General features: G+C 65.4%; 4 protein-coding genes. 2 read left to right on the top strand and 2 right to left on the bottom strand.

Annotated features, from left to right (window positions below; translation table 11 throughout):
- Positions 1-588: 588 nt before the first annotated feature.
- Complete coding sequence (locus tag ACIQGV_RS40485; protein WP_402504714.1) at positions 589-1,023, top strand: ANTAR domain-containing protein; 435 nt, start codon at positions 589-591, stop codon at positions 1,021-1,023.
- Between the two features lie 80 nt (positions 1,024-1,103).
- On the opposite strand, the gene ACIQGV_RS40490 is transcribed toward ACIQGV_RS40485, so the two are convergent.
- Positions 1,104-1,637, bottom strand: a complete 534-nt coding sequence (locus ACIQGV_RS40490; protein WP_402504716.1) for a hypothetical protein — start codon at positions 1,635-1,637, stop codon at positions 1,104-1,106.
- 108 nt (positions 1,638-1,745) lie between these two features.
- Positions 1,746-9,410, bottom strand: a complete 7,665-nt coding sequence (locus tag ACIQGV_RS40495; RefSeq protein ID WP_402504718.1) for a ricin-type beta-trefoil lectin domain protein — start codon at positions 9,408-9,410, stop codon at positions 1,746-1,748.
- Between the two features lie 493 nt (positions 9,411-9,903).
- Here ACIQGV_RS40495 and ACIQGV_RS40500 point away from each other — a divergent pair, with 493 nt between their 5' ends.
- Entirely contained in the window at positions 9,904-13,353 is a 3,450-nt protein-coding gene (locus ACIQGV_RS40500) for a DNRLRE domain-containing protein (RefSeq protein ID WP_402504720.1), read from the top strand.
- The last annotated feature ends 366 nt before the right edge of the window (positions 13,354-13,719 follow it).

The following is a 13,719-nucleotide window of genomic DNA, read 5'->3' on the forward strand; positions in this document are numbered from 1 at the left end:
TCACCAGATCACCAACCGCGGACCGGCAGATTCCGCCCCGCCGCCACACCATCAGGCGACAGCAGACCCACTCAAAGAGTCACGAACCGCCCACTCAGCGAAGCACTGCTCGACTACATCTACGTACTCGCGGTCCGCTACGAAGAGTTCGCCAAACGCCGACAGCTGAACATCGCATCCCCGGGGCGTACGCAGCCCAGCTGAACCAGCGCACTCCCGCCCGGCTTTCCGAGCAGGGGGCGGACTCCTTTGTGCCCGCATGGGTGCTGCAGCCCCCAGCCACGGAGCAGACCGTGCAGGCCAGCGCGGTTCCGGTGTGCGCCAGGCTGCACCGAACGTCAGACGCCACTCTCACCTGCGGTGATACTTCCGGTGATCGACTGGGCGCACGCTCGTTGCTCACGGGACAGCTGGCAGGATCCTGGTCGCCGTCCCCGCGCGGGAACCTAGAAAGTGCAAGAGCCACCCTGAAGGCATGTCATGGCAGATAGCCCCCGGCCCCTCCTCGAGCAGCCGGGGGCTATCCATACTGGAACCCGGCGGCATCATGGCGCGGCCTCGGGCGGCCGAGGGACAGACGACGGAAGCGTGACGCAGGAACCGGACGGGCCAGAACACCGGGCGAACCGCGTCAGTGAGCTGCAGGAGGAGCTCCGGCAGCTCACCGCAGCGGTCACGTCGCAGGCCCTCGCCGAGCAGGCGATCGGGATCATGGCCGCGATGGGACGCATCCGCCCCGGCCAAGGCTGGGCCGTGCTGCGGGAGGTGTCACAGCGCACGAACATCGCGCTGCGCCAGGTCGCCGAGCTGATCCTGCTGTGGGGACGGACAGGAAGGATCTCCCCCCAGATCGCGGACGAGGTCGAAGCGGCACTGGACCGCCACGGCCCCATTGCTATCGACACCCTCGGCAACGCCCTCGGCCCGACCGAGGAGGACCCCGAAGACCCACGTCCCATGGCAGCCCGTCCGCTGACGTTGCCGTCAAGGCGCAAAGAGGCCGCCATCGGGATTAGCCGATGACGGCCTCTTGGCTTGCCGCATGCTTTCCTGCCCAAGGACTCTCTGTTAATCCAGAGCCAAGGGCTGTCACCCGGAGAGGGCTAGCGCATCAGGAACGAAATTCGCGAGACCACGAATTCTCCGTAGGAAAATTCGTGACCCAACTCTACAAATCTCGCATACAAATCATGGTCGATCTCACAAGAATACTCCATGAGGAACCTCAGGAGGACCCTAAAGGCAAGTTCTGGGCAGATATCCGAGGCGCACGTCCTCAGCGCCGATACGGCGCCCGGAATGCTCGCCATTGGATTGTTTGCGATCGCCTCATCCAGAGCAGGCTCAAGCTCGTCGATTTCCGCGACAACCCTGCCCGTGAAGGGGCCGTACGCACTTTCACCGACTTCGAGGTTTGCGTGCGCGCCGGCTTGAGTGAGGCCCCTTTCGCAGATATCTGCAACTTCCCGAAACCAGTCCAATCCGCTGACCGAATCGCTGCTGAGGCGATGATAGGAGCCCGTTGCACATTCCCAGAGGGTGGCAACAGTGTCAGCGTCACCACTGGCTGCCAGCCTGAGTGCATCCTCGGCGAGTGCCAGCACGAACGGATCTGACGTTTGGGCGACGTAGCTCATGACCACATCGCGCGCGCTCCCCGATAGCCTCCAGTCTTGATGGAACATGGAGGCTAGATGCGTCATACCGAAGTCATCCTCGGTAAATCTGATCCCCACAGAGAACACCTATCTCGGGTATGCGGTCGACACGTAATACCCCTCCGGGTGCCCAGCCGCACGCTGAAGGATTATTGTGTACGCGTTACTTGTGGGAGTAATACTTCCGCTCGCGTCAGCCCTCACCCCAATTGGGCTATTGGCGCCGAATCTCCCCTTGATTTCAAGCGGTCCTACGCCACCACCTCGAAGCCAGTTACCGATGCGCTTCTTATTTGACGCGATACCGTAGTCGACGACTTGCTGGGCAGTCTGGAGATCAGTAAACCGAGACTTCACTCCCGAGGTTTGCGCCATCTGAATGAGCCGCTGATCACTTACATTCACATGCTCGTCGAGAACGTGCGCGGCAGGGAATCGAGCGTCATCAGCTGTCAGGTTATTGCAGTTGTGCACCAGGACCGGAGTTGTCCCAGCCAGCACATAGTACGTGTGCAGATCATCAACGGTGAGGTTGAAGGTGTGAGCCGTCTTGATGAAGGGGCGATTGGCGGTGACGGTGACTGTCGTACCGTCGGGCCTGCGGAGCGCCATTCCCGGGGCGATGTCGCTGGTGGGAACCCATTCACCGTACCGAGGCACCCAGAAGGGGTGATCCGCGGTGGCGGCGAGCGTCTCGTCCCCGGCGGGTGTCTTGATCGTCAGCTTGTTGAAGCGCTTGACGCTGTACTCGGTGACGATGATGTCGGTGACGGTGCGTGCTGCAGTCTCGCCGGTTTCAGGGTCGGTGGCGAGCACCTCGTCGCCGGCCTTGATCTCTTCAATGTTCTTCGTGGTCTGGTCTGCGAGGAGTACCTGGGTCCCGGCAAGGAAGCACTGATGGCAGTCATCGTCTGCGTCAGCCCGCGACTTGCTGCGCTTCTTGCCCGGAAGGGGACCCCCAAATCCTCCCTTGGGGCCTTCGAGACCGTATTGCATCGCACCTTCGACGCCAGCACGAACCAGTGCACCCCATTCGTAGTCGAGCCCACTGGGGCACGATCCGCCAACAGCCTCACACGCAATTCCCTTCGAGGCGATTACGCTACTCGAATTGAAGGGATCCATTAGATCGGAGCATTCAGACAGAGTCAGCCGGGTGCATCTTGAACGGATCTGAGCATTGAAAATCTCGATATACTTGGGGGCTTTGTTCCAGTTAGTAGGAACGTTGACGGTTGGAAATGTCGTGATGTAGCCGTCACCGGAGAAATCCAGCCCGGAGGTTCCCTCGTCCTCGTAAGTGAAGCAAGACGACTTGCACGGCTTGCCCAGAAGATCAGCGGTGTTCATCAGACCCGAAGGGTCCGAGTTGGAGATTGGGCTGTTGTTGGCGTAGGCGTACCCGTTCATCTGGATCGGGTCCGCGATGTCCATGATCGGGTCCACCGAGATGAAGCGACCGGTGCTCGCGTCGTACTCGCGTGCCCCGATGTGGGTCAGACTGCTCGCCACGTCGTCAATGCCGACACCGAGGTAGCTGCGCTTGTCGGGCCAGGCGGACGGCTTGGGGCCGCGGAGGTCGCCGTAGGGCTTGAAGGAGCGACGGGTCACTGGCTGGACGCCAGAAAGTTCGACCGTGGTGTTCGAGGTGCCGAGGTGATCGGCGACCATCGCGTTGAGCTTGTGCCCTGTCTGGGCTCCGTTGCTGGTGGAACGGACGACAGTCGGTGCACCCGAGTGGGCGTAGGCGCGGGTCGCACGGGTGATCTTGCCTTCGGCGTCTGTGGTCAGTTCCGTCTCGCCGAGGTAGAGGACCGATCCTGCGTCGGAGTGTTCGAGCAGGCGGTTGCCGGCAGTGTCGTAGATGTAGGTGGTTGTGCCTGCCGGGGTCCACTGCTGGGCTGTGGTGCCGGCGCACGCGGCGAGTTGGAGGTCCGTGCCGTCTGCGGAGTTGGCGCCGGGTACGTCCAGGCAGAGGCCAGTGCTGGGGTTGTACAGCGACTTGTCGCCGGTGCGCAGGACGAACTTCTGGGTTTCGCTGCCGTTGCTGCACGTGTTCAGCTGCACCTGGGAGCCGTTGACCGTGGCGCATTTACCCAGGGACTTGAGGACGTCGCCGGTGCGTTCCCACTGCTGGCCGGCGCTGTTGTTGCAGGTGTAGAGCTGGATGGGTGTGCCGTCGGCGGTCTGGCCACCCTGTACGTCGAGGCACTTGCCTCCGAGGCCCGTGATCGGGCCAGCTGCAGTCTGCAGCGCTCCGGCCGTTTCGAGTCGGCCTTCGTGGTTCCAGGTAAGGCTCTGGGTGGTGCCGTTGATGGAGCGCTCGGTGGTGTTGCCGGTCTCGTCGTAGTCGTAGACGCCCCCGCCCTTGCCCATGGGGTCGGTGAGTACCTTCCGCATGGTGTGGGGCTGGTATGTGTACGACGGGGATACGCCGTTGCCGGTGACTGTTTCGCCGTACTCGTAGGTGGACGTGACGTTCTGTGTGACGTTCGCCGGGTCGGGCTCGGTCATTGTGGCCCGGTTGCCGAGCCAGTCGAAGGTGAAGGACTGGCGGTAGGCCGTGGCGCCGGTGGAGAGCGTGCCGGTGTAGGGAGCGGCCGCAGCAAGGGAGGACGCCAGGGCGGTGTCGGGGGCGGCTGCGTCCGTCTTCTCGTTGGGGGCGTCGGCGACGGGGCCGGAGGAGTTCTTCGGGTTGCTGCTGCGGTGGCCCCAGGTGGTGCCGTTGGCGGACTTGCAGCCGGTGCCGAGTTTGTTCGGTGTGATGTTGGAGGTCCAGGCGTGGACCAGTTCGCCCATGACGTCGTAGGTGTAGCACTGGGTGTCCCAGGCGTCCGGTCCAGCGGCTCCGCCGAAGTTCGTGGCCTGGGAGGTGATCAGCCCGGAGGTGTCGTAGGAGTAGTAGCTGTCGTTGATCCGGTGGGGGTTCGCGGTTTCGCGGTCGGTGACCGTGCGCTCGAGCCGGCCTGTCTGGGGGTCGATGAAGTTGGTGGTCCAGAGGCGGTTGGGCTGCGAGCCGGTGACCGCGCGCAGGGGTTCCCCGAGGGGTGAGTAGGTGACGTCGGCCGTGTACCAGGTCAGGCCGGACGTCGACTCGGGCAGGCCGTCGCTGGTGTAGCGGGTGATGACCTTTTCTTCGGCGAGCCCGGCTTCCAGCCTTGCGGGAAGGGTGACGGACTGCGGCTTGCCGGTCGGCGTGTACGTGTATGTGTACGTGTAGGCACCGGACATACCGGTGGTCATGAAGTTCGACGGGATGACGGTCGAACGGCTGGTGACGTTGTAGTCGGCGTCGTAGCCGTTGACGCGGTCGATGTAGTCGCCGTCGGTCGTATGGCGCTTCGATTCGTACGGCTGGCCTATTCCTCCGGGGGCGTCGTCGTAGTCGAACGCCTGCGAGGGTTGTGCGGTCGCGCTTCCTTGCCGGACGGCCAGCACGCGGCCCAGGTTGTCGTACTCGGTGAAGGTCTTCAGTCCGCGGGCGTTCTCGACCTGGTTGGGGCGGTCCGCGGCGTCGTACAGCGTCGTCGTCGTCCCGGCGTCCGGGTCAGTGGCCGAGGTGACCCGGCCGCGGGCGTCGTAGCTGTACGTCCAGACGTTTCCTGCGGGGTCGGAGACCTGGCTGCGGTTCCCGCGTGCGTCGTAGGTGTAGGTCGTGCTGCGTCCGTTGTAGGACGTGGTGGCGTCCTGGACGTAGTGCTTGATCGAGGTGACGCGTCCCAGAGCGTCGAAGTAGGTGCGCACTCTGGGCGCGGTGGAGCCGGCCGGGTTCACGTAGGTGCTGGTGAGCTCGTACTCGGTGTAGGTGGCGTACGCATAGTGACCGTCGTGGTAGACGGAAGCCCGGTACTTGCGCTCCAGACCGTCGTAGCGGTACTTGGTGGAGCTCGGAATGAGCATGTTCGACTTCGGCCTGAAGAGCTTGGTGTCCGGCTCGCCCTTGGCGAGATAGGGATTGGTCTTCTCCCAGACCAGTCCGTGGTCGTCGTACGTGGTGTCGACGACGATGCGTCCGGGGCCGTGTGCCTCGGTCTGCTGCTGGGTTTCGCGTGCGAGTCCGTCGTAGACGGTGATCGTCTTGGCGTACGAGCCGTCGTCCTTGAGCGTTTTGACGGTGACGGCGGCGGGACGGTTCTCCGTGGGCGTGGCGATGGCTGTCTGGTAGGCGATCTCCACGTTGGGGGTCTTGCCGCCGGCCGAGCGGGAGGGGGACCAGCCCTTCGCCAGGCGGCCGAGCGCATCGTATTCGTAGCGGGTGATGCGGTCGTTGGGATCCTTGACGGTGAGGGGCTGGCCGCGTCCGGGTTCGAAGGTGGTCGTGGTGGTGTGGCCTGCGGCATCGGTCATCAGCGTCTGGGTGACGGGGCCGCTGCTGCTGGGTGTGTAGCTCGTGGTGGTGGTGCCCTGGCCGGGCTTGGTGACGGTGAGGACTCTGCCCAGGGCGTCGTAGGTGGTCGTCGTGGTGTGGGAGTAGGCGGTGCCTGCTCCGTTGATCTCGGCGACCGATGTGACCATGCCCTTGGTCGGCGGCGTGTTGTAGGCGAGCCCGTCGTAGCTCTGCTGCATGGCCGACTTGAGCTTGGTCGCGGGATCGGCGGTGGCATGGGATGCGCAGGAGGTTCCCGTCGTGCGCTGTTCCTTGGGCAGGCCGATCAGCCAGGCCGAGGTGTTGTGCAGGTACGTCGTGACGGTGCAGGTCTGGCTGGAGAGGGTTTCGCTGGTGCCGCTGGGCTTGACGACGGCCGTTTCCACCTGGACCGGCAGGCCGTAGGTGTCGTCGACTGTGGTGAGGGTGCGCACGGCCCGCCAGGTACTGCCCTCGACCTGCTGGATCTCGTCGCTGCGTCTGACGCCCGTGCGGTGGGCGAGCAGTGGGGTGGCGGGGGTGCCGTCTTCGTTGGAGCGGCTGCGTGAGGCGGTCTGCTTGGACCAGGGGAAGTTCAGGCTTTGTTTGACCAGGGGAAGCTCGTCGTCAACAGGGAGGGAGTCGCGGTAGGTGAGCGTCTCGGCGGTCATGCCGGCGTACTGCGGCGCGTCGTCCGCGAGGAGGGTGTGGGTGTTGGTGGAGTCCTTGACCTCTCCTCCGACGCCCTGGAAGTAGCGGGTGACGGAGAGGGACTGGGGGTTCTGGTCGCCCTGTTCGGAGCTGGTCGAGCTTCCCTTGGTGACGGTCACCTGACGGTATCCGCGCCAGTCGCTGTACGTGCGCAGCGCGGGCCGCTGGAACTCGTCGTCGGACTTGGCCCAGGCCGTGTCCGAGTAGGTGTATTTCGTGTAGATCGGCTTGCCGCGGCCGGTGATCTGGTCCATCTCGGTGACGGATTCGACGACGTACTTGTTGAACCATGCTTTGGCTGGCGTCTTGTCGTCGCCGTCGGGTGACCAGCGGACCGGGTAGCAGGTGCCGTTGTTCTCGCCCTTGTCGAGCGTCGGTTCGGCGTCGCAGCCGCCGGTGTACTGGACCTCGATGTCGCCGCCGTTCTCGGTGGAGACAGTGCCGATGCGCGGGCGGGTGAAGCCAGGGCGCCCGGGATGCGCGGCAGAGGGGACCAGGTTCGGCGGCAGCTGGTTGAGCAGGCCTCGGTCACGCAGCATTGGCGGGGCCAGGCCGCTGACGGTGTAGGCGCCGAAACTGATGCCCTCTTCGGACTGCTTGGTCCCGGTGGTGTCGCCGGGGGCGTACCCGGTACGCGTGATCGAGTCCAGCCACAGGCCGGGGGCGGTGTCGTACCAGTCGAAGGGGAATTCGTGCTGCAGCGTGTAGGTGTCGACTGCGCTCGGGATCGTGTCGCCGCTACGCAGGACCTTCGTGGTCACGCTGTTGAGGCGGTACTGGGTCCAGAAGGAGGGGAAGGCAGGACACAGGTCGGAGTCCGACTTGCAGTTGAGGTTGCCGGGTGTGTCCCACCAGGCCCGGTAGGCGCCGGGGTCGTCGGTCTTGGCGAAGTTGGCGGGCGCGCAGACAGTGGCGCCGGAGAGGCAGCGCTCCTTGACGTCGAACACGACCATGGCCGACGGCTGGGTCAGGCTGTTGGAGCGCAGGCCGTATTCGATGGTGGTGGGGTATGCGGCGCGGTCGTACTGCTCGGGCGTGCTGAACTTCTTGCGGACGGCGTAGTAGTTCGTCTCCTGCTTCCAGTTGACGATCATCACGTTGCCGTTGACGTCGACGACCTTGTCCAGGCTCCAGCGCCAGGCTTCCTGCTTGGTGCCGGTGCCGCAGCGGGAGTCGGCGAAGGCGGTGGCATGGCAGGGTTCGCCGGAGTGGTTGCCGAACACCGGGACGGTGGAGACGGAGTTGGTGGCCGCGTGGCCGCCGCCGACGCTGTTGAGTCCGAAGTAGTACTTGGTGCCGTCGGTCTGGGTGACGATCCAGTACTCGCCGTTGTTGTCATCGTTGGTGCCGTCCACACGGTGCTCGATGCGTGAGCCGTCGTCCAGCTGGGTGCGGTAGGTCTCGGTGTCGCGCTCGGGGTCAGTTCCGGCAGTGTCACGGACGAGCTCGACCGTCTTGCCGCCCATGTTCAGCACGGCGTTGTACGACACCCAGCACAGGTCGGTCGTCTTGTCCTTGGCTGCGGTGTTGTTCGGCAGGCCGGCGCCCTGGTCCTTGCGGTCGTCCTGGCAGGTGCGGTAGCGGCGTTCGATGTAGCCGGGATCGTAGGACCAGCCCTCGCCGATCCAGGACACCTGGGGGGAGGCGACCGCGGTGCGGCCGTCGACGGACTGAGAGTTGTACGAGAAGGAGATGCTGGGGGCCGGTCCTGCGGGTGGCTTGGGGATGTTCAGCGGGTAGGACCAGGTGAAGGCGCCTGACGAGCCGCCTGCTTCCCACTTACCGTCGGAGGCGAGGGGGGTGGCTTTGAAGGTGCCGGCGCTGGTCTTGTCGGAGGCGCTGCCGGAATCCACGGTGCCGATGACCGCCGTTCCGCCGCCGGTGGCGACGGGGGTGGCCGAGGTCGAGGTGCGGTACGCCGCCTGGAAGACGCCCGCGCCTGCAGGCTCGGGAGTGCGGGCGGCTGTCTGTGTAACGGTGTCGTCGGCACCCGGGTCGACGACGGCGGTGAGAGAGTTCGTCGCCGGATCGTTGGCCGTCTCCAGTTCCTCATATGCCTGGCAGGCTTCGACGTCCGGTGTGGTCAGGTAGCAGTCGGGGAACTGCACGAACTGCAGACGGGTCGCCCAGTCGGCGCCGTAGAGGTATTCGAAGCTGGAGTAGTCCAGATTGACGGAGACAGGCACCGCGCCTGCCTCGGGCGCCTGCAGCACGATGAGGGAGCCGTCCACCGCGGTACCGGACTGCATCTGGACCTGCCAGGTACCGGTCGGTGCCGGTTCGCCCTGGGCCTGTCCGAGTTTCACGGGCAGCCCGGAGACCGGGGTCAGGCCGGTCTGCTCGGCCGTCGCGGCCGTCCGGGCCGATGCAGGCGAGGTGCCCGGCGCATCAAAGTTCGCCGGCCCTTGTCCCATGGGCGGTGTGATCGTGGTGGGGGCCGACTCACGCCATCTCTTGATGGCGTCGGACCTAAGCTGGGCAAGCCTCGGCTTGGGCGCAGCCGGCTCCACCGGAACATCGAGATCGAGCGGTTCGAGCGCGAGTGTCTCTTCGCGTCCGATCTCTTCTTGCGCCGGGTTGGGTGGCACGGCAAGGGATTGCGCGGGCAGGATGCCTACCAACAGCGCGGCCGCCGAGGCCGAGACAGTGGCGCGGGCCAGAGAACGCTTGCGGGCGTGTGTGAATCGACCGAACACGGCGAGGTCCCCCGGACCACTACGAGCGGGACCGTGTGAGGGACCGCGCCTGACGTACCAAACAGCGCAGATTCTGTGATCACTGTGTGGAGGAATGCCAGAGGAGCCTTGACGATGTGATCATCAACACGGTGCGTAACTGATCACTACACAATGAAGAAGCCACAAGAGGGGAAAGCCGCCTCTAGCAGGGAAAACCGAAAACTTCACCGCTTCAGCGATAAATCCGGGTCATACACATGGAAATATCCCTCACACACCCGCACGAAACCGGATCCTTTGCGACTTCGCGACGGCTTCCGCGGGTGAGCTGAGCCGCACGCAAGGCGAGGAATCCCGAGAACCCTGATGTCCTGACGGCCGGAAGGGTTCCCTCCGCACCCTGACGGCAGAGTGACGGCACCTCCCTCATGGGTCATCATCTGCTGGCCCGGCCGCGCTCAGCCACGCGCCCGGATCCGCAGGGCACCGAGGGGGAAGGGAACCCGCCCACATGACGCGCACATGGCGCCGCGCGCCCGCAAGCCGGGCCGGAGCTGCGCTGCTCGCCGCCGCTCTGGCCACCTCTGCCGTCGTCTACGCCGGCCTCCGCACAGAGCACGGCAGCGGCCCGGACAGCAGACGCACGCAAGCCACCAAGCCGGTGACGGAAGCAGCCGCCCTTGCACAGGCGGCACACACCGGCCAACGGGTCGAGGTGACCGCTGCGCGGACGGCGCGCACCACCACCTGGGCCCAACCCGACGGCGTCATGGTCAAGCAGCTGTACTCCTCACCCATCCGCGCCAAGGTGGACGGCGAGTGGCGAAAGATCGACCGGGACCTCCACCGCACGAAGGCCGGGTGGGAGCCCAAAGCGACGAACACGCGCATGGTCTTCTCCGCCGGCTCCACCAAGGACGCCGGCAGCCGCGCCTCGCGCGCAACCGCCCGCCGTGTCTCCCTGGTCAAGCAAGCGGCCACAGAGGACACCGGCACGCCTCTGATCACGCTCCACGTCGAAGACCACGACATCCAGCTCACCTGGCCGGGCCCGGTCCCGGCACCGATCATCGACGGCAACCGGGCGCTGTACCCGGAGATCTTCCCGGGCGGCGATCTCGTCCTGATGGCCGACGACGACGGGTTCGGGCAGCTCATCGTGCTCAAGAACCGCCAGGCGGCCTCCGACCCCCACGTGCAGCAGCTCGTCTACGGCCTGCACTCCGCCTCTCTGACCTTCCGGCTCAGCCCGGTCTCGGGCATCGTCAGCGCGCTGAGCGCGTACGGGGACGAGGTCGCTGTCTCATCGACTCCGTTCATGTGGGACAGCAGCGGTTCGCCGGCCGTCACCGACGGCACCACCGGAGCAAGCGCGCAGCCCACCGCGCCGGAGACCCCGAGCCCGTCCGACTCCGTGGTCTTCTCCCCCAGCGACAGTGCCTCCCCCACCGAGGAGGGCCCGATCGAGTCGGACGAGCAGAGCGACACCGACGTGGAGGTCCTGCCCTCAGCCACCGACGGCTCCGCGCCGCCGCTCTCGGAATCCCCGCTCCCCTCCGTCCCGTCGGAGCCGACGCCCGAGCCGTCAAGAACGGGAGACGCCTCGACGTTCAGCCTCCCCGGCCTGGACGGTCCCTCGCCCGACTCGCGCGGGGACCTGGTCGACGTCAGCCTGGCGGCCGGTACCTGGTCGCTGACCCCCAGCCAGGACTTCCTGGCCGATCCGGCCACCGTCTATCCCGTCTTCATCGACCCCCCGTTCAAACGGCCCTCCATCAACTGGACCACGGCCTACGACCGCCACCCCCACGCCACCTTCTACAACGGCAAGGGCTTCAACAAGGGCGGCACCCATGAGGCCCGTGTCGGCTTCGAGTCCGACACCTGGGGCACCTCCCGTTCGTTCTTCAATTTCCCTTTCGACAAGGACCTCAAGGGAACGAAGATCATCAAGGCCAAGCTGCGGCTGCTGGAGACCTACGCCTGGTCCTGCAGCGCCCGTTCGATGAGCGTGCACCTCACCGGCCCGATCGACGGGCACACCAACTGGAAGAACGCACCCCGTCTCCACGACGGCAACAAGCTGGCGACCAGAACCTTCGCCCACGGCTGGAAGACCAGTTGCGGCGACGAGTACGAGGAATTCATCGTCACAGCCGGTGCCCAGCAGGCAGCCAACGACGGTGACGACACCATCACGTTCGGCCTGCGTGCCAGGGACGAGGACTCCCAGTACGCATGGAAGAAATTCCAGGCAAACGGCGAAAACCCACCCATGATTGAGGTTTTCTTCAACCGCAAACCCGTCATCGTCCCCAACTCCCTCGGCCTGGAACCGGACGCCCGCTGCACCACCACCAAGCCCTACGTGCGCATGGGGCCCGGAACCCTCACCTTCAGCGCCAGGGCCACGGACAAGGACGCGAACCTCACCTACATCGACTTCGACCTCTGGCCCGCGCACCAACTCCCCACAACGGGTGACCTGCTCGGCGCCGCCGGCAAGGCACTTGTCGGCGGCGACAAGGCCGATGCGCTGAAGAACGCATTCTTTTCCACCAGCACACTCAGCAACGGCACCACCTACTCCTGGCGCGTACGGGCATTCGACGACCGCAACACCTCTTCCAGCTACTACCCGCTGAAAAACGCCTGCCGGTTCGTCTACGACGCCACAGCACCGCTCCCGCCGAAGGTGACCTCCACCGACTTCCCCAACGCCGACGCCGACATCAACGGCTTCGGCAACAGCGCCGAGGACGCGCTCTGGAGCCCCATAAAGTTCGGCACACCGGGCTCCTTCACCGTGCAGGCTCGCAACTCCGACGTCGTGCGCTTCGAGTACGGCTTCAACTCGCCCAACTACCTGTTCAGCAAGACCAAGGCTGCAGGCACCACCACCAGCATCACCGGCAAGCCCCCCGCCGCAGGTCCCAACGTCCTCTACATCCGCGCGATCGACAGCGCCGGCAACCCCTCGGAGCCGACCAGATACTTCTTCTACGTCACCCCCCGGGACCAGGCCGACAAGCCCGGCGACTTCACGGGCGACCAGCTGCCGGACCTCATGACCGTCACAGAGGCCGGCAACCTCGCCCTCTACCCCTCCCAGAGCGACGGGGCCACAACCCCCAAGGGAACCGGCGATCTCGACTACGCCATGTCGGGCGCCTACCGGCTCAACCCGGCCAAGGACCCTGCAGGCGACAACCTGCCGCCCTACTCCGACCCCCCAGCAGGCCACTTCAAGGGCGCACTGATCACACACAACGGCGACATCTACGGCGGCGACGGCCTCCAGGACCTCGTCGTCCGAGTCGGCGGCAAACTCTGGGTCTACCCCGGCGACGGGTACGGAGCCGTGAACATCGACCGCCGCCACGAGATTCTCCTGCCCGCCAACGCACCTGATCCCGCCAACCTCACGCAGATCGTCAGCGCGGGCGACGCAACCGGTGACGGACGCCCCGACTTCTTCGCCACCGCCACCAACGGCAGCAACACCGAACTGTGGGCATTCGTCGGATACCACGGCGCCTCCATCGATATGGCAACACGGCTGGGAGCCTCCGGCTGGCAGTGCTGCGACATCGTCACCGTGCAAGACGTCAGCGGCGACGGCGTCACCGACCTCATCTACCGAGGAGACACCACAGGCCAGCTGAAACTGCGCAAGGGCATCGCCGAAGGCGCGGGCGTCAAGCTCACCTCCCTGGGCAGCGGTGCCAGTTCAGCCGACGGAGCGGACAGCGTGTACGGCTCCTCGGGCTGGACCGCCGCCAGCATCCCGATGCTGATCGGCACACCCGACGCCAACGGCGACTCCATCCCAGACATCTGGACCGTCCGGTCCGACGGATCAGTCCGCTTCTACACCGGCAGCAAGACCGTCCTGGCCGGAGCGGGCACCGAGATCGTCGTGCCCAACGCGTACTGGGCAAAGCGCATAGCCATCGGCTGACATACGGGTTGGGCCCCACCCCGGGGTGGGGCCCAACCCGTATCCCGGTGCGACCGCACCAAAACAAGCTATCCGTGTGCTGCTCTCTCACCGGGGCACTGCCGACCGGGAACGACCACTGCCTCGGTATCCGCCCACAGGCCGCCCGTGCAGTGCGATGACCCCCGATGGGCAGCTGTCGAACAGAGGGCCGTGGGCCGGGGCCACACTTGCGCCGCCGAACCTTGAGTACGTGCCCGCTGTCTACAGCGAGACCTTCCGCTCGTCAGCCTTGAGTGGACGTTAAGTCCGATCTTTCTCGGTTCGTGGTCGCTCGATCGTGGTACTGATGGCCGCGCGGGCCATGTAATGGACATGCCCATGTTG

The organism is Streptomyces sp. NPDC093094, from assembly GCF_044754345.1.
GTDB lineage: Bacteria > Actinomycetota > Actinomycetes > Streptomycetales > Streptomycetaceae > Streptomyces.

Excerpts from the sequence above, each read along its gene's own strand:
- ACIQGV_RS40490 (WP_402504716.1), bottom strand. The coding sequence starts at position 1,637 with ATGAGCTACGTCGCCCAAACGTCAGATCCGTTCGTGCTGGCACTCGCC.
- ACIQGV_RS40500 (WP_402504720.1), top strand. The coding sequence starts at position 9,904 with ATGACGCGCACATGGCGCCGCGCGCCCGCAAGCCGGGCCGGAGCTGCG.